This is a genomic window from Desulfitobacterium sp. (assembly GCF_035539115.1).
Classification (GTDB): domain Bacteria; phylum Bacillota; class Desulfitobacteriia; order Desulfitobacteriales; family Desulfitobacteriaceae; genus Desulfitobacterium_A.
Window position 1 is genome coordinate 1 of record NZ_DATLJA010000025.1, and the last position, 25,897, is coordinate 25,897.

The 25,897-nt window shown below is 43.6% G+C and carries 25 protein-coding genes; 3 read left to right on the plus strand and 22 right to left on the minus strand.

Going from position 1 to position 25,897, the window contains the following annotated elements:
- Nucleotides 1-189: 189 nt before the first annotated feature.
- From ltrA to VM640_RS04425, 6 genes are all read right to left on the minus strand, one after another.
- The gene (ltrA, locus tag VM640_RS04400) at nucleotides 190-1,509 is read right to left on the minus strand and encodes a group II intron reverse transcriptase/maturase (protein WP_325390203.1); all 1,320 of its coding nucleotides are present in this window, start codon (nucleotides 1,507-1,509) and stop codon (nucleotides 190-192) included.
- Nucleotides 1,510-2,193: 684 nt separating this feature from the next.
- Nucleotides 2,194-3,228 (minus strand): 4Fe-4S binding protein, encoded by a 1,035-nt coding sequence (locus VM640_RS04405; protein ID WP_325390204.1) that lies wholly within the window; start codon nucleotides 3,226-3,228, stop codon nucleotides 2,194-2,196.
- Nucleotides 3,229-3,310: 82 nt separating this feature from the next.
- A complete protein-coding gene (locus VM640_RS04410) occupies nucleotides 3,311-4,015 on the minus strand; it encodes a FadR/GntR family transcriptional regulator (RefSeq protein ID WP_325390205.1) in 705 nt (234 codons plus the stop codon).
- A 152-nt stretch (nucleotides 4,016-4,167) separates the two neighbouring features.
- Complete coding sequence (locus tag VM640_RS04415) at nucleotides 4,168-4,893, minus strand: FadR/GntR family transcriptional regulator (RefSeq protein WP_325390206.1); 726 nt, start codon at nucleotides 4,891-4,893, stop codon at nucleotides 4,168-4,170.
- 82 nt (nucleotides 4,894-4,975) lie between these two features.
- A complete protein-coding gene (locus tag VM640_RS04420) occupies nucleotides 4,976-6,634 on the minus strand; it encodes an L-lactate permease (protein WP_325390207.1) in 1,659 nt (552 codons plus the stop codon).
- Between the two features lie 344 nt (nucleotides 6,635-6,978).
- Nucleotides 6,979-7,443 carry a hypothetical protein gene (locus VM640_RS04425; protein WP_325390208.1) on the minus strand — a complete coding sequence of 155 codons (465 nt, stop codon included), beginning with the start codon at nucleotides 7,441-7,443 and terminating at the stop codon, nucleotides 6,979-6,981.
- A 146-nt stretch (nucleotides 7,444-7,589) separates the two neighbouring features.
- Here VM640_RS04425 and VM640_RS04430 point away from each other — a divergent pair, with 146 nt between their 5' ends.
- A complete protein-coding gene (locus VM640_RS04430; protein ID WP_325390209.1) occupies nucleotides 7,590-8,105 on the plus strand; it encodes a hypothetical protein in 516 nt (171 codons plus the stop codon).
- Here VM640_RS04430 and VM640_RS04435 read toward each other — a convergent pair.
- From VM640_RS04435 to VM640_RS04510, 16 genes are all read right to left on the minus strand, one after another.
- Complete coding sequence (locus tag VM640_RS04435; protein WP_325390260.1) at nucleotides 8,102-8,872, minus strand: pseudouridine synthase; 771 nt, start codon at nucleotides 8,870-8,872, stop codon at nucleotides 8,102-8,104. The two genes, VM640_RS04430 and VM640_RS04435, sit on opposite strands and share 4 nt — an antisense overlap.
- Nucleotides 8,873-9,224: 352 nt before the next feature.
- Complete coding sequence (locus tag VM640_RS04440; protein WP_325390210.1) at nucleotides 9,225-10,742, minus strand: ArnT family glycosyltransferase; 1,518 nt, start codon at nucleotides 10,740-10,742, stop codon at nucleotides 9,225-9,227.
- The gene (locus VM640_RS04445) at nucleotides 10,727-11,494 is read right to left on the minus strand and encodes a glycosyltransferase family 2 protein (protein WP_325390211.1); all 768 of its coding nucleotides are present in this window, start codon (nucleotides 11,492-11,494) and stop codon (nucleotides 10,727-10,729) included. The genes VM640_RS04440 and VM640_RS04445 overlap by 16 nt, the downstream gene beginning before the upstream one ends.
- A 48-nt stretch (nucleotides 11,495-11,542) precedes the next feature.
- Complete coding sequence (locus VM640_RS04450) at nucleotides 11,543-12,082, minus strand: spore maturation protein (protein WP_325390212.1); 540 nt, start codon at nucleotides 12,080-12,082, stop codon at nucleotides 11,543-11,545.
- Entirely contained in the window at nucleotides 12,079-12,660 is a 582-nt protein-coding gene (locus VM640_RS04455; protein WP_325390213.1) for a nucleoside recognition domain-containing protein, read from the minus strand. The genes VM640_RS04450 and VM640_RS04455 overlap by 4 nt, the downstream gene beginning before the upstream one ends.
- 381 nt (nucleotides 12,661-13,041) lie before the next feature.
- Nucleotides 13,042-13,497 carry a GerW family sporulation protein gene (gene ytfJ / locus VM640_RS04460; protein ID WP_325390214.1) on the minus strand — a complete coding sequence of 152 codons (456 nt, stop codon included), beginning with the start codon at nucleotides 13,495-13,497 and terminating at the stop codon, nucleotides 13,042-13,044.
- On the minus strand, nucleotides 13,498-14,151 hold the full coding sequence (locus tag VM640_RS04465) for a DUF2953 domain-containing protein (protein WP_325390215.1): 654 nt from the start codon (nucleotides 14,149-14,151) through the stop codon (nucleotides 13,498-13,500).
- Between the two features lie 154 nt (nucleotides 14,152-14,305).
- On the minus strand, nucleotides 14,306-14,866 hold the full coding sequence (scpB, locus tag VM640_RS04470; protein ID WP_325390216.1) for an SMC-Scp complex subunit ScpB: 561 nt from the start codon (nucleotides 14,864-14,866) through the stop codon (nucleotides 14,306-14,308).
- 3 nt (nucleotides 14,867-14,869) lie between these two features.
- A complete protein-coding gene (locus VM640_RS04475; protein WP_325390261.1) occupies nucleotides 14,870-15,643 on the minus strand; it encodes a segregation and condensation protein A in 774 nt (257 codons plus the stop codon).
- A gap of 1 nt (nucleotide 15,644) precedes the next feature.
- A complete protein-coding gene (locus VM640_RS04480) occupies nucleotides 15,645-16,277 on the minus strand; it encodes a site-2 protease family protein (protein ID WP_325390262.1) in 633 nt (210 codons plus the stop codon).
- A gap of 22 nt (nucleotides 16,278-16,299) precedes the next feature.
- Nucleotides 16,300-18,855 carry a CBS domain-containing protein gene (locus VM640_RS04485; RefSeq protein WP_325390217.1) on the minus strand — a complete coding sequence of 852 codons (2,556 nt, stop codon included), beginning with the start codon at nucleotides 18,853-18,855 and terminating at the stop codon, nucleotides 16,300-16,302.
- Nucleotides 18,856-19,008: 153 nt separating this feature from the next.
- Nucleotides 19,009-19,350, minus strand: coding sequence for a hypothetical protein (locus VM640_RS04490; RefSeq protein WP_325390218.1), 342 nt, complete (start codon nucleotides 19,348-19,350; stop codon nucleotides 19,009-19,011).
- Nucleotides 19,351-19,447: 97 nt separating this feature from the next.
- The gene (locus VM640_RS04495) at nucleotides 19,448-20,386 is read right to left on the minus strand and encodes a magnesium transporter CorA family protein (RefSeq protein ID WP_325390219.1); all 939 of its coding nucleotides are present in this window, start codon (nucleotides 20,384-20,386) and stop codon (nucleotides 19,448-19,450) included.
- Nucleotides 20,387-20,498: 112 nt separating this feature from the next.
- A complete protein-coding gene (locus VM640_RS04500; RefSeq protein WP_325390220.1) occupies nucleotides 20,499-21,725 on the minus strand; it encodes an LCP family protein in 1,227 nt (408 codons plus the stop codon).
- A gap of 169 nt (nucleotides 21,726-21,894) precedes the next feature.
- Nucleotides 21,895-22,941, minus strand: a complete 1,047-nt coding sequence (locus VM640_RS04505) for a DUF1646 family protein (protein ID WP_325390221.1) — start codon at nucleotides 22,939-22,941, stop codon at nucleotides 21,895-21,897.
- Nucleotides 22,942-23,359: 418 nt separating this feature from the next.
- On the minus strand, nucleotides 23,360-24,655 hold the full coding sequence (locus tag VM640_RS04510) for a dicarboxylate/amino acid:cation symporter (RefSeq protein WP_325390222.1): 1,296 nt from the start codon (nucleotides 24,653-24,655) through the stop codon (nucleotides 23,360-23,362).
- A gap of 351 nt (nucleotides 24,656-25,006) precedes the next feature.
- On the opposite strand from VM640_RS04510, the gene VM640_RS04515 reads away from it, so the two are divergent.
- Nucleotides 25,007-25,324 (plus strand): hypothetical protein, encoded by a 318-nt coding sequence (locus VM640_RS04515; RefSeq protein ID WP_325390223.1) that lies wholly within the window; start codon nucleotides 25,007-25,009, stop codon nucleotides 25,322-25,324.
- A gap of 94 nt (nucleotides 25,325-25,418) precedes the next feature.
- Complete coding sequence (locus VM640_RS04520) at nucleotides 25,419-25,895, plus strand: hypothetical protein (RefSeq protein ID WP_325390224.1); 477 nt, start codon at nucleotides 25,419-25,421, stop codon at nucleotides 25,893-25,895.
- The last annotated feature ends 2 nt before the right edge of the window (nucleotides 25,896-25,897 follow it).

Here is a 25,897-nt window from a genome sequence, read left to right on the forward strand (position 1 = left end):
TTTACTGCAACCTTTTCCCCGGACGCTTACTACCATAACTCTTTATTACAGCAGCTCGGGGCTGTTTGACAAGTCTGCCTGACTCAGTCCTCGTCGAGGGACCTACCCTCATCTCAGATGTGCCTTTCACAGCACACCAGACCCGGACGTGCGGATTTCCCGCATCCGGTTCCTCTCATTATGGCTTTGCTAAATGTTGGAGTGCATTATTTTTGGCGTTGGAAGTGGAAAATGTTTGAGAAAATCGTTAAATGAGTCCCAGTTCCTCTTACCTTTCCGTGTCCGTCGGTTTAGCCACTTCATCCATAATTGCGTTACTGCATAACGAAATGAGCTAAGACACCTTGAATTGCCATTAATACCGTAATATTGATAGTGACCTTGCAGCTTAACACATAGGCTTTTATGCTGATCTCTTATAGGAAGGTGTCGGTTGTCCCGACACCACCTTCCTATTCCCTGTATTTTGCCACTCAGACGTTTACTTGCTGTTTTCCGTTTGACGACCCAATTCCCTTTCAGGCTCCGTCCCCAATAGTGGGTAAAGCCTAGGAAGTCAAATGTCCCACATTCCTCATCTGGTTTCAGGTCTTCTTTCCTCGGTCGGTTGAAGGGCACTAAGCGTGTCTTCTCAGGGTGCACTGTTAATCCGAACTTCGCAAACCTCAAAGGGAGAACCTCCATTACTCGCATGGCGTCTTGTTTATCCGCAAATCCTACTAGCATATCATCGGCAAAACGAACCATGTATACCTTTCCCATCATACGCGGTTTGACCACCGTCTCGAACCATACATCCACTACATGATGCAAATAGATGTTGCTCAGAAGCGGCGAAATTACCCCACCCTGTGGAGATCCGGCTTGTGGATAACTGAGTTGGCCCTTCTCTTGTACTCCTGCCTTTAGCCACTTTCCTATAAGCCTTGTAATGACTCCATCGTTAACCCGTTGTCGAAGCATTGCTTGTATTTGCCCATGTTCGATGGTATCGAAATATTTCCGAATATCGACATCCAGTATCCACCCGCCGTTTATCTCCATGGTTTCTCTCCATATGACCCTCAGTGCCTGGTGCTGTGACCGTCCTGGACGGAACCCAAATGAATTATTCATGAAGTCTTGTTCATAGATCGGTTCCAACAGCATACACACTCCCCTTTGAAGTACTTTATCTTCTAAAGTGGGTATGCCGATCGGCCTCACCTCTCCTTTTCCATCCCCTTTTGGGATGTAGGCTCTTTTAACAGGTGGAGCTTTGTATCGTCCTGACTTAGCTCTCTCCAAGAGACCCTTGAGGTTCTCTTGCAGGTTAGCCTCGTATTCCTTTGCTGTTACTCCGTCTACTCCTGCAGCTCCATTTTTCTTGGTTCGCCTGTAGGCTTCTTCGAGCCATGCGATGTCCATGTGATAGGCTAGCGATGTGAATACCATTTCTGGTGATTGCTTCGCCAATTGTGCTATTCGTTGCTGTTTCGTGGACACTAAACTGAATTCCGATGCATTCACAGTGTTTCCTCCCAACGATTCCATAATGAGGTGCACGCCCTTTCCTCTATAGGATCCTCTTGGGTGAGTTCTCCTACTTCATCGGTACTATGACGGCACTACGACTACTGTTATCGCTTCCCGCCTCACTTCGTTTCCTTCGATTGGCAGTACCCTCTTTTATTCTCAGATTTTGCTCTCTCCTTGGCCGAGAACAAGCCTTGGAAAGCCTGGAGTTGTTAACCCGTACTCCCCACCGGATACTTAAGATGGACGTAACAGTTTATCCCAGGTTCCTGGGGAACCTCTTGTACATTTGCTCTGCTCTTAGACCCCGGTCGGACAATGGTACCAGGTCTGTAAGGTACCCTTGTACTGCTCTCGCCAGTATAAAGGCGAAAGCTCCAACGAGGCAGTTTTCGAGGCTCAATCACACAGCTTTTGTACTTGCTGTCTACGCTTCACACTGGAAATTGCTTCCCCATATGCAAGACTCGCTTCCGGCTGTTGACCAGACTTTACCGGGCAGGTCACTTCCCCCCTGCTAGGTTCCTTCTGAAGGTTTCAGCCCAAGGGCCTTCCCCCTTTACCAGACTTGTCCTGGCGCAATATACTTTCTGTTAGTACAAAAAAAAGGGACGAGAAGTTACTTGTTTAAGTAATTTCTCGTCTCGTCCCTTTTCTAACCCTTATTCAACGCCCACATTAGTCATGAACAGAGCCAATCGAAAAAATGTCTAAGTCACTTGAAGCACAGGCCACGCATAACGCAGGCTCAACGTTATCAAACAGTTGCTTACCGCACTGAATACAATATCGAAATTTTCCCTGGTGGAGAAGAATCTTCCCTGTGAACAGTCGAAAGGATAAATGTTTGATTTCCATACTCAACGCTTGAGGACGACATATACTCACACAACGCTGACAGCGCACACACTGAAACGGCTCGTAAATCAAGGTCAATTCTTCATGGTTCTCTTGCTTCGTGAGTGCCCCTTGCGGACAAATGGCTGCACAGACCCCACAGTTTGTGCAACTTTCCCCCACGTTTAAAGCAGGAAGGGGAAGGACCGCATCCTTACCTTTCCAAGATTCGGAGAAGAAGCGCCGAGTACGTGGGATCAAATAGGCCTCATCCGAAGTAATTCCTGGTAACATCGCTTCGAGCTTCTCTCGCCCGAAATCCAGCCAGCTCCCTTTTTCGCTACGAGTTGGAATGGGCTGCTGATTTTTGAGCAAGGGTTCACTCTTGCCATCATCAGGGGCAACGGTAATCGCCACCGATGAATGCTCTGGCCAGGCTTTATGCACTTCGTTAAACGTTCGGACACTGAGGGCACAGGCCTTTTTATCCGGGCAAGATGCACATTCTCCAGTGCTAATTTCCACTTTCTTCTCCTGCGCTTGTAACATGAGAGCCATCCATAAATCCTGGTCGAGTATTCCCAAGCAAGGAATCTCATACCCGGTCGGAAGTGCTTGAGGACAATTTAGATTAATCTGTTCCGAAACACGAATATAGTTATAGAGCTTATCTGAATTGCGATCTATAAAACCGTCACTAGGACAGACGGACATACAAGCCCCACATTCTGTACACAGCTTAGAATTCAGTTCGCGTTGCTCAGAAATTGCCTGGTGAGGACAGGTATCAATACATAACCGACAGGGGTGAGCAAACGGCTTCTTAGTATTGAGGCAATTATCATGATGATAAACGATTTGACAGTTATTAAGCATAATCCACCTCTACTTTATCTACCCTTTCCTATCTCTAACCCTTATATTCGATTAAATTTGACAAAAACCTTCTTAAACTCTACTAAATATGACGACGCAACTCGTCTTCAACGCCTTTTAAATGCTCCAAAATAAATTCGCTTGCCTTAACTGAATCCTTTGATTTAATAGCTTCATAGATTTGAACGTGCTCCAAATACAAGATATCCGGAGTATACTTTCCCTTATAAAGCTTTTCTCGACTGGTTTTGAGCATTTGTTGCATCATATCCGAAATTGAATCCATTAAAAGCATTAACATCGTATTTTTGGTGGCTCGCGTGATCGCATAATGGAAACGCAGATCCGCTACCCCACCTAATTCCGGGGTAACAGTCTCTTGCCTCATATCTTCTAAAGCTTCCGCCAATTCACGGAGATCTTCAGGCATAGCTCTTTCCGCGGCTAGTTGAGCGGCGTGAACCTCGAGAATTTTACGAACTTCTAAAAGTTCAGTAACCGTCCCTTTCTCAATGGACAACATCCAAGCCAAAGGAGCAACGACCGACTCGGATCTTAACCTTCGCATAAAGGTACCTTCCCCACTGCGCACTTCGATTAAACCCATCATTTCTAGCGCGCTCAGAGCTTCACGAATTGAAGCACGGCTCACTTGTAATCGCTCCACTAAATCACGTTCCGAAGGCAACTTATCTCCTGGTTTAAGCTCACCTCGCGCTACGAGCTCTCGAATTTGGTCAACGATTTCTTCATAAATTTTACGCGTTTTAATAGGTTTTAGATCCACCGATTCTACTCCTCCACTTATCTATATCCTATGATCCTTAATAAACTATGTAATTATTTTAACATGCTATCCCGTTAAATGCCATTGATATTTCGGTTTGTTCAAGCAAATTCGTTCAATTCTGTGTTATTTTTTTATTCAGTTAATTCAAATTAAAACTCTAATTTACCTCGGAAATTTACCTCGGAGAAATTTGTTTCTACGCCTGCAAGATGAGAATACATCTGTTCACTAGCTTGAACAATGTCCTTTTGCTGGATGGCCTGGTAAATCGAAACATGTTCCTCATATAACCGCAGGGGCATGTCTTCTTCCTCGTAAAGTTTAATTCGGCTGGTTTTTAAGGTACGTTCCATCGTATCCGAGATGGCATTCATCAAGCGAATAAAAATCTTGTTGTGGGTTGCTCGCGCAATTGCAAAATGAAAATGGTGGTCTGCTTGCTCTCCTAGTTGTCCAGTTTGCAAATCTTGGTGCATCGTTTGCAGCACCTGCTCTAATTCTTGTAAATTTTCTGGGGTTGCTCGCTCAACTGCCAAAGCTACGGCCTGAACTTCGAAGATTTTACGAACTTCCAATAATTCGAGCACTGTATCTTTTTCCATAGAAAAAATCCAAGCTAAGGGCGCGATCACCGATTCGATATTGACTTGACGGATATAGGTTCCTTCCCCGCTGCGAACCTCAAGCAATCCCATCATTTCCATGGCACTCAGAGCTTCTCTGACCGAGGCACGGCTGACTTCTAAACGTTCCGCTAGATCTCGCTCAGAAGGAAGGCGATCCCCGGGTTGCAGTTTGCCAGAGGTCACAAGCTTTTTAATTTGTTCGACGATTTCTTCGTAAATCTTACGGGTCTTAATTGGCTTGAGTTCCATGAGAGTATTCTCCTTCACTACCTAAAATAAACGTATTGACGTGGAAAGTGATATCACTTCCCACGTCAAACAACAGGTTTAATTATTTGATAGCGGCTGCCACCGACGGCATCATGCCCGGGAAAAGGTACGCTTGAAGACCAATTATTACAATAACTGCTGCCAAGAAAACCGCGGAATGTTTCAAAGTAAAACGGAAAAGTTCGGATTCTCTACCGACAAGCCCAGTTGCAGCAGCTGCAACGGCAATCGATTGAGGAGAAATCATCTTACCGACAACCCCACCTGAACTGTTCGCTGCAACGGTGAGAACAGGGTTAACTCCAATTTGTTGAGCTGTAACCTGTTGAAGTTTTGCAAAGAGAGCATTTGACGAGGTATCAGAACCCGTTAAGAAAACTCCCATCCAGCCCAAGACTGGAGATAGAAGAGGGAATAATTTACCTGTCGAAGCGAGCAAGAGACCTAGTGTGTAAGAAAGACCGGAGTAATTCGCGAGGTATGCAAATCCTAAGACTGCAGCAATGGTTAAGATGGAGGTTTTGAGTTGATTTAGGGTATTACCAAAGACTTTCAATCCTTTTGAAGGAGAAACACCGAGAATGAACATACTAATAATCGCGGTAATGAGAATTGCTGTACCCCCTGCAGAAAAGAAGTCCCACTTAAAAGAGGCAGCATAAACAGCGGGTTTTGCTACAATTGGAGCGGCTTTATAGACGAGACCGTCTAGTCCAGGCCAATGGGCGATGTTCACGAACCATCCCATATTATTCACCCACGCTTTGAAGCTAGGGGTTCCCCAAATAGCCACCATAACCGTTAAGATAATAAAGGGTGACCAAGCCCGAATCGTTTCGCCAACAGAATGATGTTTTACCTCAACGTCCTTGACTTCTTTTTCGTTGGGGAAATGAAATTCGTTCTTAGGTTTCCAGAATTTCAAGAAAACCGCAGTCGCAATGAGCGAAAACAGTGAAGAAATAATATCTGGTAAATAAGCGCCGAGGTAATTCGAGGATAAGAATTGGGCACTTGCAAAGGAAACGCCCGAAACTAGGATCGCAGGCATAACTTCCTTAGCACCTTTCCATCCGGACATCAGGACGACTAAATAAAAAGGAACGAGTACGGATAAGAAAGGAAGCTGACGTCCGATCGCCTGAGCAATCACGAAATCTCCCATACCGGTTACGGCACCTGCCGCAACAATCGGAGCACCGATGGCACCGAAGGCAACGGGGGCTGTGTTAGCAATCAAACAAATTCCAGCAGCATACAAAGGTTCAAAACCTAAACCAATTAAAAGAGCTGCGGTAATTGCGACCGGAGCACCGAAACCTGCCGCGCCTTCCAGAAATGCACCAAAAGAGAAGGCCACGAGTAAGGCTTGAATTCGGCGGTCATTCGAAAGAGAAGAAATAGAACTCTTAATGACTTCAAAATGACCCGATTCAACGGTTAAGTTATATAAGAACACTGCGGTTAGAACAATCCAAGCAATCGGGAAGAGTCCGTTAAGAATACCCAAACCAGCGGCGGATAAAGCCGTCCCAACCGGCATCTTATAAACAAGGACAACATCGACAAGCGTAATGATAAGAGTCCATACTCCAGCAACATGTCCTTTCATCTTTTTCACGGCCAAAGCCCAAAACATAAAGAAAATGGGAATTGCTACAACCAGTGAGGTAAGCGCTAAGCTGTTGCCTAGGGCAGTGTAGTTATGAGTCCATGGCATAATAATTGACCACCTTTCTCCTCTTCAACTTTTTTTTAGTTTTCTTTTTTTATTGAAATCTATACCAATGTTGATAGAATTAAAAGCCATTCCTCCATTCATCTAGGTTTGTGACACTGTCCGAAGATTTTTCATAGTTTGGTCTGACCTTTTGGCCTGACCTCCTAACCATTATACATAATAATCTAAAAATTAGAATTATGCAATATATAATCTGATTAAAAAATATCTTCACAAACTTTAGCTAAATTAGCCCTTACAATATACTAAGGACCTAGCAAACATCCAATTTTTTGCCAGGTCCTTAGCCATTTTCGCTCGCGGTTTCTACGAAAAATCAATTTCTAATTTTGAAACTTGCGTTCTAATTTTTTCACTTCTTCCTTCATCAATTGATGAACTCGGAAAAGAAGTCTTTCTGCATCTAAACGATAGATATTCAAATTCTCTGGGCTTAGAAACTCAATCTTCCGGAATTCCGACTTTAAAATTAAGGGTAACAGATCATCCAAATTTTCTAGCCGCAAGGTTAGAATTACTGGTGCATAGGCAATTTCTTGATTCCGGCGGCCATCAAACTCGCTGACCGTATAAATATCAAGACTTAAATCAAATTCTTCAATCACGATTCCCTGGAGAGGAATGTTTCTTAATAAAGCGACTTCTTGTTCTCGCGTTTGTTCCGCCATTTCCTCTTTACTTTTACCCCCAAAAAGGAAACGGCCCTTTTTCCCTGCTCCTTTAAAATCTAAACGTACCCGCACGCGAATATGTTCTGTTAAAACTTCGTCGCCAATCCGTATCTTCATTAGCATCTCTCCATGTTCTAGTTAGTTGACATAAAATTCGGCATTGAGATTATTTTCTCCTGCTATTCATTGGTGTGAACCTTAGATTTTATGGATATACTAGTGGCGATTAGTCCATAGAGTAAATAATAAAGAGGGGGTAAATAATGACTACTCGAGCAGTCTTAGCCATTTTCAAAGGTCCACAACAAACTAAAGAAGCAATCGAGGAGATTCAGGGGGAATCTCTAGCCAATAGCTTTATTTCTGTTCTGGTCCGCAGTGAATATTTACATCAAGGTAGTTTTAAGGAAGAGCTTGCCAACGAGTTGGCGTATTATCCATCAGAAATTAATTTAGATCAGTATAATGCCTGGCTCGTGCAAGCCCCACCGATCAACGTTCCTAACCTCGGAGAATGTGTCGTTGCCGGCCCCTTGGCCTATGATTTGCTTCATCGTCCACACGGTCAAGGGTTGGGTGAAGCATTACTGAGTTATGGTTTATCCGAAGAACGAGTCCGCCACTATGAACATGAAGCTCGGACGGGTCATTTTCTTGTCCTCATCGAAACTGAACAAGAAAAAGTCAACTCCGTTGCCAACGCACTCCAAAAATTTGGTGGACGGGATATTGAAAAATGGAATAAAGAACTCGACCATCCTCTCTTTTCCAGACATTAAACCAATTGAACCGCCCGCTGCAACGCCTGAACTTCTGGCTTGCTTAGTTTACGGTACTTCCCTTGAGACAAGTTTGGCTCAAGTTCGAGCGGACCAAAACGAATTCTCTTTAAGCTCATGACTGGATAGCCGACTCGGGCGAACATATGCCTAACTTGGCGGTTCCGTCCTTCATGAATCGTAATATCAATAAGGTTAAGTGGGCCCTCAGCTAATCGGGAGACTTCCCGTATTTTGGCGGGGGCTGTTTTTCCATCTTCAAGAACTACCCCCTTTTGCAATTGATCCAAGGCGGATGGTGAAAGCTTCTCCTTAACCCCCACTCGATAAGTCTTCTCCACGCCGTAGCGGGGATGCATAAGACGGTGAGCTAATTCTCCATCATTCGTTAACAGAAGAATTCCTGAAGTATCATAGTCTAAACGTCCAACGGGGTAAACCCGTTGAGGGACCTCTTGGAGTAAATCAATAACGGTTTTTCTACCCTGCGGATCCTTAGCGCTCGAAATAACTCCAGTAGGTTTATTTAACAAATAATAGACTAAGTCTTCAGCGGGAACAGTAATCAATTTTCCCTTGACTGCCACCTTATCTTGTAGCTGAACCCGAGTTCCGAGGATCGTGACAATCTCCCCATTGACCGTAACCTCCCCCTCAAGTATCATTTGTTCGGCCTGCCGTCGCGAAGCAACTCCAGCATGCGCCAGTAACTTTTGTAAACGCTCCCCTTTATTGTCGAGGGAGTTAATTTCGCTGTTATTTTGCATAATATCTTTTTCTGTTCGTTTCACGCGTATTCCCCACTTCTCTTTCCTTTAAGCGATCCATCATCGTTTTTTTATACTAGCAGAAAGTATAAATTTTCGGCAGATAAACTCTAAGTGCAACCAGCGGTTTTCGCTTTCCTACGATGCAAGTAAGTTAAGTCCGTCAGGATAAGGCGACTAAGGCCATCGCTTTGGCGCTGGCCAAGTCTTCTTTATCCTACGATGCAAATAAGTTAAGTCCGGCAGGATAAGGCGACTAAGGCCATCGCTTTGGCGCTGGCCAAGTCTTCTTTATCCTACGATGCAAGTGGTTACGTCCGGCAGGATAAGGCAACTAGGGCTAGCACCTTCGCTAGGGCTTGGTGCTAGCCAAGTTTTCTTTATCGCTAATGCTCAGCGAAAGCCGGGTTTTCTTTATTTGATAAACTCCAGGGGCTACTTCTGGAAAGGTTGCTCGAACTTTGTTCCAGAACTCAGGACCATGAGATGTATGAGGCAGTTCAACTAAATAATCACCCTGAGTCCCTGCAAGTTCTTGCCAAGCGTCCTGGTCTTTCGAACTTGTTAGGCGGTAACCAACTCTTCGGGCGTAGTAGAAAGTCATCGGCGGAGGATCACTGAGGATAAGAACACTCCCTTGCGGCGTATAATCACGCAGCCAGAGTGCTTGGGTTAAGTACTGTTCGTTCCAAACAAATTTTTTCTCATTGACCAGCGTTCCATTAACCAAAAGCAGGGATAACAACAATATCCCGATGACCAACCCTGGAATATCTTCGATCTGATCGAGAGCTATCCCTGCTAATAAAGCTAAAGGCAAGATCACCGGAACTAAATAATAATCGAGAGAAATCCGCGAACAAATGATTAATACATAGCCCAAACTAATTATACACCAAAGAAATATGCCAGATAAAGTTCCCCACTCTGTCTGTACTATTAATCGCTCCTCAATTTTATCTCTTTCGACCCTATCTGTTCCTAATTTAAAATGGCCTATCTGAAATAGGTTGACAATTCCAGCCCCAGCCAAAAGTAAAATCGGAATCCCAATCTCTTCTCGCCAAGAAATCATTAACTCCCGCCAAAAAGGTCCAGTTCCTTCCACCACATGCCCGGTCAGAATTCCTGATACAAACTGACTGGCGTGAGAAGCTCCCCCATGAACCCAGCCATAATAGAGCAGAGGAGGGAAAAGGACTAACCCAGAATATTTTAGGATCTGTTTTTTTTTCCCTTTTAACGGCCAAAAACCGATCAGAATTCCGACAGGAAAAATCATGAGTTGGGGAAGCTTAGCTAGAATAGTCAAGGCCATCATCAACCCTGCTCCCACAAACCGTAGTCGCCCGGGTTTTTCGCGCCAAGAAATCAGGGCATTTAAAGCCCAAACCGTACTCGCCTGAGCTACCGGTTCTGGCATTACAACCCGTCCATAGTACACCGTTAAGGGGACAAGAGCGTAAATTTCCGCAGACCATAAGCCAACACGATCGGAGAAACATTTTTGTCCGAGGACAAAAACCCCCCAAATCGTCAGTAAAGAAAATACGATCCCCCATAGTCGGCCCCAGAAATCGGACCAACCGAACAAAGACCAACTCCAGGCTAAGATATAGGGCAGAAAAGGAAATTCCAACTCAACTTTTTGAGGTACTGTACCATCATAGCTCAGAGTTGGAAACCAAACCTGAGGAATATCCATCAGTCTCCCCAGCATATGATAGGCCATACTCGCGGTATCCGCCTGTCTCCATGCTTGATTATCTAAAAGCGGATTAAGGATTCCTCGAGACCGTACCAAAGCACCCAATACGAGGATCGCCAACAAAAGTAAATTAATTTGAGATCGTTTTATTCTTCCACCCATTCAATCGAGCTCCACGCTTCTTTTTTAAGATGATAGATCAACGCGAGATAACCTTTAACCGTCGACCCAATTTTCATTTTACTTTTCCCTTGTTTTCTTTCGTAATGCAAAATTAAAGGAACTTCGACAATACCTTGACAAAATGGCACGACTTTAAGCAAAAGTTCAACCATAGCGGCAAAGCTTTGGCTTTCCATCAAATGTTCGCCGTAAGTGCGATAGGCACGCTCCAGGGCTGAGAGACGATAGGCTCGGTAACCACAAGAATAATCTCTAACTCCAGGAATGGGAAAGAAAAACGTCATTACCTGCCCCGCACCCCAAGACAGAACTCTTCGAAAAAGACTTAGTCCTATTTCCTGCCCTCCGGAGGTATACCGAGAGGCAATCGCCAGATCTGCTCCTTCTTTTATTTTTTGGGACAGGAGCGGAATCCTATCCGCCGGATGAGTATTATCAGCATCTAACGTAATTAAAATATCCTGTTCGGGATTTATCGAGGGTCCATTCAATACATAGGAAAAACCCGTCCACAAAGCTCCGCCAAGCCCCTTATTTTCCGCATGGTTAAGGACTTGAATATCTTCAAACTTACGAGCGTATTCCTCAGCTAAAGCTGAGGTTTGATCCGTACTGGCATCATTAACGACGAGGATACGGTGCGGCTCCCCCTCTAAAACAGAATGAAGATCCTGAAGTAAATGTCCTAAACTTGCTTGCTCATTATAAGCCGGTAAAACGACAAAAAGCATACTACGCCAGCCTCCTTTGGTCCATCCGTAGTATGCGCATTCTCTCGCTTAATAAAACGTGTAAAGGACAATCCAAGTCGAAGCAACTAAACCAATCAGGTCTGCCATTAATCCAAGTTTTAAGGCATAGCGGTATTTCTTGATGCCGACGGAGCCAAAATAAACGGTCAAGACAAAAAAAGTGGTATCTGTACTTCCCTGTAATGTCGAAGCCAACCGTCCAATCATCGAATCCGGACCATATTGGTTAATCAATTGCGTCGCAACCCCAAGAGCGCCTGAACCACTTAACGGGCGCATCACCGCCAGCGGAATGATGGCGGTGAGATTGGGATCTAAACCGAATCGAAGAAAGACGGGTTGCAAGATTCGCGCAAGGATCTCTAACGCTCCTGAGTCAACAAACACACGAATAGAGACTAACATAGCAATCAAATAGGGCAGAATTCCTACCCCAGTCTTAAACCCCTCCTCTGCTCCTGTAACAAAGGATTCATAAACAGGGACTTTACGAAGATAGGCGATGACCGGAATAAAAAAGAGAAGAAAAGGAATCGCCCAGCGTGAAATCTCGGCAATAATCCTCATACTTTACTCCTCCGGCGAATTAGAGAATCAACGATAATCGCCACCGTCATAGCACACCCTGTCGCAAAAATTGTGGTTCCAATAATCTCGGTCGGATTACTGGATTGCGCTTTCAGGCGGATTCCAATAATGGTCGCCGGAATCAATGTAAGACAAGAGGTATTTAAGGCTAAAAATGTGATCATCGCCTGACTGGCAACTTCAGGATGGGTATTTTCCTTTTGCAGTTCCTGCATAGCCTTTAGTCCAAAGGGAGTAGCCGCATTTCCTAACCCGAGAACATTCGCGCATAAATTCATAATGATAGCCCCCAAAGCCGGGCTATTCGGTTTAAGAGAAGGAAATAGGAGGCGAATAACAGGTCCAAAGAAGCGAGCGAGTACTTGAATTAATCCCGCCTCTTCTGCCAAATGCATAAGTCCTAACCAAAGACTCATCACCCCGATAAGTGCAAATGCGGTCTCCACTCCAAGTTCGGCGGCTTGCATTGCTGAAGCTGTTACCGTATCAATTCGTCCATTGATTGCAGCCACAATGATCCCCGTGGCTAACATAAACAGCCAGATCGCATTAACCATACCCTACTCCCCCCTGTCTAAATATTTATGATTGGACAAGGGAGAATAGACCCACTTCCCCCTAGACTACAAGCAAATCATAAAGAAAACTAGAGCTAGCACCAAGCCCTAGCGAAGGTGCTAGCTCTAGTCGCCTTATCCTGCCGGACATAAATACATGCATCGTAGGATAAAGAAGACTTAGCCAGCGCCAAAGCGATGGCTCTAGTCGCCTTATCCTGCCGGACTTAACCACTTGCATCGTAGGAGAACGAAAGCCGTTGGTTGCACTTATACTATCTGCCCCCAGACTTATACTTTCTGTTAGTATAAAAAAGCCGGCACTAAAGATCTAAATCATCTTTAACACCGGCTTTTTAGCATTAAATTAACCACACTTGTTTAATCTTTAGCGACGATGATATCTTCTTCATCCTCGTCGTCTTTTGTTTGATGCTCGTTCTTCTTGAAAAGTCCCGTAACCTTATCCAACAAGCCCGGAACTTCATCAATAATCCGATCCACAATCATATTGTTATCGATGGGAAGGAGACGGACTTGCCCATGACCGACAACCAAAAAGCCGACCGGTTGTACTGATACCCCTGCGCCACTCCCCCCACCAAAGGGTAAGGCTGGTGGGGGTACTTGCTTGTCTTCTTCTTTATTTTTGTCACCCTCTGGAGGTGCGAATTCACTGCCCCCTGCTGCAAAGCCACACGCTACCTTGGAAACCGGAATGATTATTGAACCGTCCGGAGCTTCGACCGGATCGCCAACGATCGTATTCACATCAACCATCTGTTGAATGCTTTCCATAGCTGTCTTCATTAACGCTTCAATTGGATGATTCCCCATTTAAATTCTTCCTCCTTTTCCCCTGATAAATACCCGTACTAAATCCAATCCTATAACCATAATATGTCCGATTCTCAATTTGAATATGCAATGGATATTACAGGAAAAACCAGGTTTATTAAAATCGGGGACCACTAGAATCTGCGGTTGATCCGTATCCACAGTGACCTGACGGTATAACTGGGATAAAAAAAAACCAAACATGCTCCAAAAACTGCCGGCAGCAATCGCAGTATAAGCCGCGTCTTCACTGCCAATTCTGACCTTCCAATCCAGAAAGGTACAATGAATCCCTCGATAAAATTTTGTTTTAGCCCGTTGTAGCTGGAGCAAAAGTCCTGGAATTCTTGGCCAAAGGTGAGAAAAAAAGCCGCGACGGAAATAACGGAAACGAACGTTCAGTTTTGTAACCCGTTTTTCCCCTGTCGTTACCAGCGTCTCATCCTTGACCTCAAGCTGAGGACCTTCTTCCCATTCCAGTCGAGCGGTAGGGATTTGCAATTTAAATCTCCATAGCCCCCCGACAGCCGACATTTTGATCTCTAGATGGTCATTTTCCTCCTGCCGGCGATAATGGAAGTCAACCGTTGCCCGAACGAGCAAGATCAACCCTAATCCTAACATACTGGCGAGTAGAAGCGCCAGAATCCGCACGAAAATCCCTCCGAACCCCCATAAAAGACTTCATCCTAAAGTCTTAGGATATCCTAAGATTCCGAAGAATATGTAGGCTAAGACCAAATTCAATTCAATTGCCAAAGAATATTACAAGTGCGAAAGATCCAATGATCTTTCGCACTTGTAAGCCTTATGTTTCATTTTCCTCATCCAATTCTTTCTTTGCCGCTTCGCGGATTCTTTCAAAATCAAGTTCAGGTAAATTCTTCAAGGATCTAAGCCCAAAATGAAGTAGAAACTGCTCCGTCGTACCATAAATTATGGGACGTCCAGGACCTTCCTTGCGGCCGATTTCTTGAGTCAGGCCCTTTTCCACTAGGGTTGCTAAAGCACGATCAGATTGGACTCCCCGCAAAAAATCAATTTCTCCTTTAGTTACAGGCTGCTTATAAGCAATAATCGCTAAAACTTCAAGAGCTGCCCCAGATAGCCCTTGAGTAGGCTGATGATAAAGAGTTTCGATATAGTGCGACATTTCCGGTTTGGTCCCCAACTTAAAGCCGCCATTGACTTCAAAAATCATAAAACCACAGGCGGGGTTATCATATCGAGCCTGAATTTCGGAAAGAATCTCTACCACCTCTGCAGGATCCAATTCCAGGATTCCAGCGAGATGTTCAAGCGTTAGGGGCTCATTGGCCACGAGTAACAATGCTTCGAGGCCCGCAATTTCTGTCTCACGAAACAGCATTTCCTACTCTCCTTCGGTGAATTCCCAGGCCTTTTCGGTCGGAAACAATTGAATATCCTGATGGGGTGAGCTTTGTTCACAGTGAATTTTACCCATTTTCAGCAACTCTAAGAGGGCTAAAAAGAACACAATCAGTTCCATACGGGTATTCCCGCGGATAAGTTGAGTGAAGCAGGTTCCATGAGGATAAAGGATCACTCGGCGAAGTACATCATCCATCACTTTATCAATGGATACATCATCTGGTTCAACCGTTTTAATCTCTACGCCTTTCTCCGCGCGTACAATAACATGGCCAAAGGCCTCCCATAAATCATTGAAGCTCACGCCGTCAAGAGGATCGTCTGCCTCAAACTGACTACGGATTTCATCGATATCCACCGTTCTAAAATATTTCTGACCGGAGGAAACCTCTAACACACTAAGCGTCTGGGCAGCTTCCTTAAACGTGCGATAAGCGAGCAAACGTTCTACTAATTCTTGTCGAAGATCCTCAGCTTCAACCTCAGACTCCTCTTTCGGAGACTTTGGCAAAAGGTAACGCGACTTGATATAAAGAAGTTGAGCCGCTAGAACCAAAAATTCACTGGTCAACTCCATATCTAACGCTTCCATCTGACGAACGGCTTCAACAAATTGATCCGCAATCTGAGCTATCGGAATATCATAGATATCTATTTTTTCCTGTTGGATTAAATGGAGAAGCAAATCTAACGGGCCATGAAAAGCAGGTAATTCAACATAGGAAGCAGGTCTAGAAAACGTAGCTTTTTCCATATTAAAAACCAAGGAACGGAGACAAAAGCGCAATTGCCCCCTTCTGATAGAGAGAATAAAGCATCCTGACAAGGGGAGAAAGGACACTTCCTAAAATATCTGTGAACAAGACAGCAGCCAAAATCAGCATACCATACGTCTCCAAGGTGTGGAGAAAATTTCCAAAGCGGGCAGGCAGAAGCCATCCCAGAATAGAAAACCCATCTAGGGGCGGAATCGGTAACAAATTAAAGACGCCCAAGCCTAAATTCATCAGGACAATCGCCATCATAATCTTGGAAAGAATCGGCATCCATGAGGAAGTACCAAACCAATGCAGGGTTAAAATCCAAACCAACATTCCGATAAAAGCGATGAACAAGTTCATGAGCGGGCCGGCAACGGCGACCAACATACTACCTCGAACTGGGCTTCCTTTAAAATAGTGAGGATTTGTCATAACGGGTTTAGCCCAGCCGAACTGGAAAAGTACCGCCATTAAGGTCCCGAAAATATCCAGATGCACAAAGGGATTAAGCGAGAGACGTCCTTGGCTGCGCGGGGTTGGATCCCCCAACCGGTCAGCCACATAAGCATGGGCAAATTCATGAAAAGCAAACCCAATCAGGAGGGCCGGAACATTCGCAATATACATTGTTAAATCTAACCCTGGCACTCTATTTCCTCCTTTGCTCCACAAGCTGGAGCATAAACTCTTTCTCCTCCGCCGAAGTATGGATTCTCTGTTCAAGCCAAGCCCGGCGAATCTCTTTCAAGAGTCGTCCGATTTCTGGGCCTTCGGAAATTCCAAACCGCTTAAGTTCATAGCCATCCACCCCGAGTTTAAGCTTGGCTACTAACTTTTCATAGTTTGAAACAACTCCGTTTAAAACAGGATCCAGCCTTAAAGCAGTCCTTATATCTTGAGAAACCCCAGTAAGATACTGATCCAAGAACGACAAAGTTAAGGTAGGTTCAGCATAAAGGATGGCTTGGATCTCTTTAAATTTCAAAGTCTCTTTTCTAAGTTCTTTCGTCAGCCTCAGACTCAAAACCTGCTCAATCTGGTGATCATTAAACGTTAAAACTGAAATGAGCCACTTCTCCTCCAGAGAAAAGTCATCATTCTCCGAAACCTGGGCAAAATTCCAAGGTAATCTCTCCTCAAACCAGGCTTCGAGAACACCCAGTTCTACCAAACTCTCCCCCATTTGCGGAAAATGTTTCTCACGGAGCAGCAGGAAGAATTCCTGAGTAAAGCGCTCAGTACTCAATTTCCGTAAAACCCCAGCTTTGAGAGCCGTTGTTACTCCCTCCTGGGTTTCCTTTGATAACTGAAAACGATAGCGTTCGGCAAACCGAATAGCCCGCAGAATTCGGGTCGGATCCTCAATAAAACTGAATTGATGTAAAAAACGGATCTCGCCTTGTTTAAGATCCCTTAACCCACCGTAATAATCCACAAGTTCCCCATAATGATCAGAATTGATCGCTAAGGCCATGGCATTGATCGTGAAATCACGCCGGAATAAATCATCCCTTAACCTAGACTCTTCGACTTGGGGCAAGGCCCCCGGAAAGTCATAATATTCCCAGCGTGTACTCGCTACATCGAGATGGGTTCCATCAGAAAACTCAAGCCGAGCCGTTCCGAATTGTTCATGGAGGGTTAGCTGCCCACGATTCAGTTCTTGATAAAGCGCCTGGGCAAACACCTGCCCACTCCCCTCGACTACAAAATCCAGATCCTGAGTTGGCGTAAGGAGAAGCAGATCCCGAACAAATCCCCCAATGATAAAAACGGAATACCCTAAGGTATCAGCAACCTTTTGGCCTGCTTTCAATAGATCACGCGTTTCTTTCGGCAAATTTTCTAGCAGTTTTTCAATATCCTGACGCATCGCCAGGCTTCGATCCCGGGTCAAGTTTGCTTCTGTTGGGACAGAGCCCCCATGAACAAGACGCAAGACATCGGAGCGGGAAACAATACCCACCATCTGATTATCTTCCAAAACCGGGATTCGACCAATATCATACTGAACCATTAACCGCTGAACCTCTTCCCAACCTGCAGTCCCATCAACAGTAACGACCTCTTTAGTCATAAACCCCTTAACCGGTGCATGTTCTAATCCGTGTTTAAGGCCCTTTTCCACGTCACGGCGGGAAATAATTCCAACTAGCTTATCGGCTTCGACAACAGGCACACCAGTATGACCATAGCGAAGAAGGATTTGTTCCACTTCGGTGAGCTTTGTCTCCGGCGTCACAGTTTTTACCGGAAAACTCATGATGTCGCGGACTAAACGGGGACTCCGTACGCACTGCTTGATTTCTTGTTGGAGTCGAGCAAGCACCTCTTTAACCGTCATATTTTTAAGGGTTGCTGATGCCGCTTTAGCATGCCCTGCTCCCCCAAACGACTGGGCGATGAGATTGACAGGTAACCCTCTTCCTCGTGAACGTCCAACGAGGTAAACCCGATTTTCCATCTCGACGGCAAGAAATAGAGTTTCTGCCCCTTCCATTTCGCCGACGCGATGCGCAAGCAAAGCTAACCCACCAACATAATCTGGACTAACCGCGGAAGCAATGTAAACGGGCACTCCCTCAAATAATTCGGTTTGACCCTGATCCAACAATTCTTGGAGTAGGACTTTTTGTTCCTCTGTTAAAGGTTTACGCAGATATTCAGAAACGACACTCAAGTTCGCCCCCTGTTCTAATAGGTATGCAACAGCTTTCACATCTCGAACCGTTGTACTGTCAAATAGCAAACTTCCCGTATCCTCGTATATTCCCAAAGCGAGTAAAGTAGCTTCAAAACTACTGAGCAAAACTTTATGGAGAAGGATCTGTTCCACTAAAAGCGTAGTACACGCACCCGTTTGCTCAATATGCATCCCCGGGCTTAATAATTCCGAGTACGGGTGATGATCATAAATTTCCACTTCGAGTTGTTCAAACCGTTTGAGCGCTTCGACTTCTCTTAACCCTGCAGCCCGACTGAAATCATGCGTATCCACAAGTACGACTTTACTGATCTTCGACCATGGTACGTCCTTAAGCTTAGTAAAGGGCAAGCTATCTTTGGCCAGCGCGATATAGTCCTGAACATAGAGATTAGGCTTACCATCAATTCCCAGAATGCTATCCGGATACAGGGCTTGAGCCGCAACCATCGATGCAAGAGCATCAAAATCCATTTGTCGGTGCGCAAGAATTAAGTTCATGTTCGTACATCCTTTAAAGTTCGTTCGTCCTTTAAACCTTCGAAATTGTAATAATTTAAATTATACCATTTCTTACCTCCACAAACAAAGAAAAAGCCACCTTACTAGGTAGCTTCCATCTCTAAGCATCATAAGTATTCACCTAAATAGGAATTATATAGTTTCGTTAATTTCTTCTATCCTTTTGTCAATGTCTTCTTGCGTCATTCCGTCCTTAATTAAACGAAAATTAATAGCATCCAGCCAAAATCCCGCCTTAGCACTAATTTTTTTGTACATTTTATTATTCGCTTTGCCCCGTTTAGCTCGAGAATCAGCATTAGCTTGAACTATTGAGCAAATATAACGTGCTTTCAGCCGCATCTCTTGATCCATATCCTCAAAGCCTTCATTGAGAGCTTGAATCACATGTTTATAATAGTCGGAGAATTCGTCGAACGGGATTTCCGTCTCCATATGTAAATATTCCTTGATCTTCCCAAATAATTGTTCCATCAATAAACCTCCATCACATTTTCCTCAAAGGACCTTAAAATTATATCTTAATTTACAAGAAATAACAAGTATCTTAAGCGTTTCTTTAGCTGCCCCTTCATCTCAGCCAATCCTTCCTCCAAAAGTAAAAAAGCACGGTGACGAGGATGAAAAAGCACCCCGCAAAAAAAATATAGATTCCATAAGGATTTCCAATCAAAGGCATCCTGGTAAAATTCATCCCAAAAAAGCTGGTTAAAAGGTTGATTGGAAGTAAAACAGTTGCCAAAAGCGTCAGGAGCTTCATAATATCGTTGGCCCGGTTATCAACCGCAGCTTGATAAGCTTCTCTTAAGCTCTCCGCAAGCTCGTAGGTCTGTCGGATATTTTCGAGTTCGCGCTTTGTTTCCGTAATGAGTTCCGGCCAAAGTGAAGACGAGTGTGTATCAATGTGAGTATCAATTGCCCCCAGTCGCTCAAATGCAGCTAAATGATGATTCAGTGATTTTTTTAAGGAAATGACTTTCCGATGAAGTTTAAATATCTTGCCCTGTTGGCGCGCGGCCGGATTTGTAAGAATTTCTTCTTCCAACCGCTCCATCTGATTTTCGATGGATTCAAGTCGAGTTTCATGATGATGTAAAACTCTCATCCCAATAATTTGGGCTAAGTCCATAGGGGAATTAATGATTCCTCGGTTTGCCCATTCGAGAACCTTTTCCTTACGCAGCAAAGTGTGGCCAACGAATATTATTTCGTTTTCGGTAAGAAAAAAACGAATAGGATAGATATTTCCTTGACGGTCTTGATCGCTAAATAAGGCATGATGAAGCCCGGGTCGCAAACGGATGACACCCGGACGGATTCTTGACGGTCTTTCTTGCAATTGTTCGTTAGTTTGGTTAACTGTGGGGTAAATTTGCTTAAACCACTCTGTTTGAAACACTTCTTGATCTTGCGGAAATAATGGGGGGACTTCCCCCCATTCCTGAAGTTCCAGGAGATATAGTTTAAAACCAGCCTTACCATCCTTGACCGGTACATTAATTGCTTCCATATCTTCTCCTTATCATTCAATAAATAGGCTTCTGCTTTCTTTGTTAATTCAACTTCAAAATCATTTTACCTTTAGATCTAGGAGAAGAATCCAATAAAGCTTTCTTTTATCTTTAATTTTTGATGACCTCAAATTGGATCTCTCGACTTGAATTCTCAGGAGAAGTGTTTTGCTGTCTAGATCCCTGCTCTAATTCTTGGTTAGATGTTTGGTTAGATTCCTGCTTCTTTGGGGATTTCTCGTCCCCTGAATTCACCTGTTGCTTAGTTTGCTTCTCCATAAAAACAGAAGTTGTTTTTCCTTCAAGGAATAACTTCGAAACGTCCTGTTGCGCGAGGTTTAAATTAACCTTCCAATAACTTATCCCTTGTTCAACCGCAAATCTTCCTGGGAGAGTTTGACTTACCGTTTGATAACCTTCACTTTCTTTCAATAAACTGGCGAGTGACCAAAGTTGTCCAATACTAAGATCCGTCTGAACAGCCTGATACACTTTAGGAAGAACAAAAGGGATCTTCGGTAAATTTCTTAACTCTGTTGCTTCATTAAAGATGGCTTTCATGACTGCCTGTTGACGTACTGTTCTTGAGATATCTGCCAGTTCATCGTTCCGAAAACGCGCATATTGAAGAGCCTGGCTTCCTGTGAGATGCTGCGTTCCTTTTTTTAAATCAATATAGCGATCTTGGCTATCTCCCGTATCGTAATGCATATTCTTCTCAACGGTTAAAGTAATTCCACCTAAGCCATCGATGATACTTTTAAAGCCATTAAAATTTGTCGAAATATAACCATCAATCGGAAAGCCAATCAAGCCCTCTATATACTTTTTGGTCGCCGGAAGCCCTTTTTGCACGCGCGCAATGGCATTGATCTTTTGGATACCTGCACCTGGCAGGTCAACTTGAGTATCCCGAGGAATGGACAGAAAAGTCATTCTATGGTTTGTCTGATCGACACTGGCGACGAGCAAAGAATCGGTGTTACTGAGATAGGTTTCATTCGGGCGATTATCCATCCCGACTAAGAGAACGCTGAAACGAGAATTTTTAAGCGGGTCGCCGTATATCGAGGAGGATTCTGCATCAAATGTCTCCTTTAAGGAGCCTTTCTGTGAAGCCTCCCCCCTCTCAGATGATGGATTTGCAGCTTGTGAGGGCTGGCCACTCTCGTGCAAGCCCAGTGCTTCTCCACGAATATCTCCCCCCAGCTCACCACGTCCCCCAAAAGTGAGGCTTACGAGAACAATCACTACTCCGAGTCCAAAGCCCCAAATGGCATTAAAACCATATACTTTAAAGAATTCGCGAATACTTGCCTTTTTGTTGTTTTTGGGCATATAGTATCAACTCCGTTCTTCAAATCTTAAGGATAGCTTCAAACAATGCGAACCCGTTTATGCGCATAGAAGCATCGTTAATTTTTGGCATGAGTTGGAACCACAAAATATAAGGCAGATGTTTAGCTTAAAACTAAACATCTGCCCTTTGAATTGGACTTTGAAATACTCAAATGAGATGAAAGATGATGAGATAAAAAAGCAGCATGATCACAAGGCCAAGTGGAACACCCAGCCTTGCCCACTCTTTACTTTGGATGTTTAATTTACTCGCAGCAATAATGTTGGGAATATTGCCCGGTATTAACATGCCACCACTGATTAAAAATCCCATTAGAATAGCCATAATTTGATCTAGCGCCATCTCATCGCTAATTTCCGCAGCTGCTAGAGTGGCATTATCTAGAATAGCAGAAATCATATTGATCCAGTATAAGATCTGACTGGGCAGGCCGAGAATAAATCTGTCGATAATCGGTTTGAGCCCTGTTCCCAAAAAAGTCAAAGCCATCACAAAAAGGTATATTTTCAGAGCACGAATTATCACTTCTTTGTAACTTTCTTCTTTTTCAGCGGCCTCTAAACCCACGGTAGCCTGAGAGGATTTAATGAAAAAAGCTGCGAAGAGACCCAGAGCAATAATCGCCGGAATAATGAGGGGCCCAAAATTTCTGGCTAAATACCAAAAGTCCACATTAAGTTTGGAAATAACGATAGTAGCCAAAGGTTCACCAACTGGAGTTAAAGCTGCCCCCAAGCCAATAGCAAAACAACTAATTATAACCAGAAACACTTCACTTTTGCGTTCCAATTTCAGAACATTGACTACTTCAACAAGGAATAGGGCTGCTATAATTGCCGTAATCATACTTGACATTAATCCTAGAATAACGACTATTAAGAAAAACAATACCCGTGCTGGCATGCGTTGTTGGATACTTTTAATTGCTAGATTGATCTTTTTTTTAAATACTTTAAAGAGAATACCAAAGATCAAGACGGCACCAGAAATCATAATTGGTTCTTCTAGTGCTTTCATCACCAATTCCGTACTCAATTGTTGTGAGATCAGGACAGACAAAAGACCCATAACAAATAAAAATGGTTCCAAGTTCTGTTCGACTTTTTTTATCGTAAACGGTAAAACGAGAACAAGTAAGATTACGAATCCTAATCCGCCAAACATTAGATTTTCAGCCACTAATAACCACTTCAATCCCTGATCAACTTATCATTTTCGATATTTAAACTCTTCTTTGGCAGAGTACTAAATTTTGTTTAGTACTAACTATATAATATATGATATCTCAAAAGGAACTAAAGAATCAACTATCATACATAATGAATTCGCATAACCCACTCCGTTTGAAACACTCTTAACTCCAATTTTTTTCCCTTGATCTTCTTTATGATCTTCGCGCTGGGGTTGACCCTTCTCAAACAATGTGGACTCATTTTTCACCCTGAAGTATCATTAAATCTTGGAAAGAGCTTTGACAACAAAACAAAAAGCAGATGTTCAGCTTAAGCTAAACATCTACTTTTTGCTTCTGTTATTTTTACATCAACCCGACTAATCTAGGGAGGTCAGAACTCCTGCCAGGATAACAAAATAAGCGAATACGTCAAGCAGATTACTTTGCTACCACGTTAGCTTCAACTTCTGGATTACCAGAAGTTAAGATTTTGTGGGCTCTCTCTTCATCAAATTCTTTCTCCCATTTAGCAACGACGATAGTAGCAACTCCATTCCCAATCAGGTTTGTAATCGCGCGCTGCTCGGACATGAATCGGTCAACACCTAATAGTAGAGTCAAGCCAGCAACCGGCAGAACTCCACCCATCGACCCAAGAGTAGCGGCTAGCGTAATAAATCCTCCTCCAGTAACAGCCGCAGCACCTTTGGAGGTTAGCATTAGGACAGCTAGAATCGTTAATTCTTGCCCTAAAGAGAGATTAACGTTCGTGGCTTGAGCGATAAAAATAGTCGCCATCGTTAAATAGATTGAAGTTCCATCAAGATTGAAGGAATAACCCGTTGGAATTACCATTCCGACTACGGATTTGGAAGCACCCAGATTTTCCATTTTGGTCATCATCTGAGGCAAAACAGACTCTGAAGACGAGGTACCAAAAACAATGAAGATCTCTTCCTTGATATATTTTAAGAACTGCCAAAGACTAAATCCGTTGAATTTAGCGACAAGTCCTAAGATGATAAACACAAAAAGAAAGCTTGTTGTATATACTCCAGCCAGTAACTTGCCTAAAGAAACAAGGGTATGAATTCCGTATTTACCAATAGTGAAGGACATTGCCCCAAAAGCACCAATAGGTGCCAATTTCATGATCATGTTGATAACTCCGAATAAGGCTTTGGAAAAGTCATCAAGAAATTTAACAACGGGTTTGCCTTTTTCTCCTAAAACTGTGAGTGATAAACCAAACAAAATGGAAAACAGCAAGACCTGTAAGATATCTCCCTTTGCAAAGGCATCTACGACGCTATTCGGAATGATATTTAATAAGAAATCAACACCATTAAGATTTTGGGCAGCTGTCGTATAAGTCGCAAGTGCTTTAGTGTCAAGAGTTGAAACATCAGCATTGATTCCCACACCCGGTTGATAGAGTTTCACAACGATCAAACCAATGACAAGTGCGATCGTACTTAGGACTTCAAAATATACCAGAGCTTTGACTCCAACACGGCCAACTTTCTTCATATCACCCATACTGGCGATTCCAACAACCACTGTGGTAAAGATAATGGGCGCTATCATCATTTTAATCAGTTTAATAAATGCGTCTCCGAGCGGCTTCATTTGTGAAGCAAAATTCGGATAAAAATTGCCAAGAACAATACCAATCGCGATTGCTACTAAAACCTGAAAGTAAAGACTATGATAGATTTTTTTCTTCTTTCCCATCTTCTATTCCCTCCTTTTATTGCTAACCCCTAATCTGCTAAATCAATTTTCTCCTCTCCGCGATTTCTCCGAACTTAAGTCCTAGTGAGTAAATATTAGCGTGTTATTATCCTACTGCAATTTTCATGCCAGTGTATTTTAATATTGTGAATATATTTACTATTCAGACGAATGAACTATATTCTTTTATTTTATATAATTCGGCTTTGAAATTCGATTCATTTTTTATTCTACTTTCTAGAACTTTTTTCTAATATTTTTTAGCTAAGGGTTATCTCTGGAAAATATATGTAGCACCTCATCTTGTTTGGAATATACTACCATTAGATAATCACCGAAGGGGGAATAAATGTGTTTTTCCTCAAGAAACCAACGTTTCATACAAATGAGCAAACTGTAGAACCAATTGCACCTTCGAGCACTCCGATCTTAGAGCAAGAAATTCCTTCAGAAGATCTTGAAAACACGGACTCTTTAGTCAATCAAGAATTTTCGTATGAAACTCCAACTTTGTTTAGCAAGTTCCTTCGCAACCAAAAACTCTATTCTGGTCCGGAAACCTCCTTTGAAGATGAAGCTTGGGCGCCGGAATATCAACCCGTCAGGCTCTTTCACAGACAGTGGGGCATAACAGAGGAACAAATCTCCTCATCTTACGACCCCCAATAATTAGAGGGGCCGTGTCTTAAAGCGCACGGCCCCTCTAATTTCTCTAGAGTAGAAACTCAACTCAACGGTATTCTTAAAGGAGGGGATCTTACCCATGCCTTCTGGTATCTTTGGACCACGGGCCCCGTCCTACCCGCTCCCTTCTTATTCTAACCGTTCTTTCCAACCTGCCTATGACCCCTCTTCACCCGCTCCTTATCCTCCTTCCTATTCCGCAAGAATATCTTCTCGTTTTCAGCCTTATTCCACGTATGCGACCCATCCTAATCTTCCTGCCTATTCTCAGCCCACATATTCTCAGGCAGTTCACACTCAACCCGCTTATTCCCAGCCTCCTGTTTTTCAGAAATACACGACAGCGCCACAGGCGTATTACACTGCTCCTTATCAGAGCAACATGATTACGAGTTCCGGATATTCTGGGAGTCTCCCTTACTACACCAGCTCTTTCTATCCGCCAGTCTCACAATATTCAGGAGGTATGTCTTCGCACGGCTTAGAAGCAGTCTTAGTCGCTATTCTGGTTCTGGTCTCTTTAGATCTTATCATTGTTCGACCACTTAAGGATTGAAT

Bases quoted from the DNA above. Each gene is read 5' to 3' on its own strand.
- VM640_RS04435 (WP_325390260.1), bottom strand. From the start codon at position 8,872: ATGCAAAATAACAGCGAAATTAACTCCCTCGACAATAAAGGGGAGCGT.
- VM640_RS04510 (WP_325390222.1), bottom strand. From the start codon at position 24,655: ATGGGAAAGAAGAAAAAAATCTATCATAGTCTTTACTTTCAGGTTTTA.
- VM640_RS04490 (WP_325390218.1), bottom strand. From the start codon at position 19,350: ATGGAACAATTATTTGGGAAGATCAAGGAATATTTACATATGGAGACG.
- VM640_RS04455 (WP_325390213.1), bottom strand. From the start codon at position 12,660: ATGGTTAATGCGATCTGGCTGTTTATGTTAGCCACGGGGATCATTGTG.
- VM640_RS04445 (WP_325390211.1), bottom strand. From the start codon at position 11,494: ATGCTTTTTGTCGTTTTACCGGCTTATAATGAGCAAGCAAGTTTAGGA.
- VM640_RS04520 (WP_325390224.1), top strand. From the start codon at position 25,419: ATGCCTTCTGGTATCTTTGGACCACGGGCCCCGTCCTACCCGCTCCCT.
- VM640_RS04500 (WP_325390220.1), bottom strand. From the start codon at position 21,725: ATGCCCAAAAACAACAAAAAGGCAAGTATTCGCGAATTCTTTAAAGTA.
- VM640_RS04450 (WP_325390212.1), bottom strand. From the start codon at position 12,082: ATGAGGATTATTGCCGAGATTTCACGCTGGGCGATTCCTTTTCTTCTC.
- VM640_RS04475 (WP_325390261.1), bottom strand. From the start codon at position 15,643: ATGGAAAAAGCTACGTTTTCTAGACCTGCTTCCTATGTTGAATTACCT.
- ytfJ (WP_325390214.1), bottom strand. From the start codon at position 13,497: ATGGGGAATCATCCAATTGAAGCGTTAATGAAGACAGCTATGGAAAGC.
- VM640_RS04415 (WP_325390206.1), bottom strand. From the start codon at position 4,893: ATGGAACTCAAGCCAATTAAGACCCGTAAGATTTACGAAGAAATCGTC.
- VM640_RS04430 (WP_325390209.1), top strand. From the start codon at position 7,590: ATGACTACTCGAGCAGTCTTAGCCATTTTCAAAGGTCCACAACAAACT.
- VM640_RS04420 (WP_325390207.1), bottom strand. From the start codon at position 6,634: ATGCCATGGACTCATAACTACACTGCCCTAGGCAACAGCTTAGCGCTT.
- VM640_RS04405 (WP_325390204.1), bottom strand. From the start codon at position 3,228: ATGCTTAATAACTGTCAAATCGTTTATCATCATGATAATTGCCTCAAT.
- scpB (WP_325390216.1), bottom strand. From the start codon at position 14,866: ATGCTGTTTCGTGAGACAGAAATTGCGGGCCTCGAAGCATTGTTACTC.
- VM640_RS04485 (WP_325390217.1), bottom strand. From the start codon at position 18,855: ATGAACTTAATTCTTGCGCACCGACAAATGGATTTTGATGCTCTTGCA.
- VM640_RS04495 (WP_325390219.1), bottom strand. From the start codon at position 20,386: ATGGAAGCAATTAATGTACCGGTCAAGGATGGTAAGGCTGGTTTTAAA.
- VM640_RS04480 (WP_325390262.1), bottom strand. From the start codon at position 16,277: ATGTATATTGCGAATGTTCCGGCCCTCCTGATTGGGTTTGCTTTTCAT.
- VM640_RS04440 (WP_325390210.1), bottom strand. From the start codon at position 10,742: ATGGGTGGAAGAATAAAACGATCTCAAATTAATTTACTTTTGTTGGCG.
- VM640_RS04425 (WP_325390208.1), bottom strand. From the start codon at position 7,443: ATGAAGATACGGATTGGCGACGAAGTTTTAACAGAACATATTCGCGTG.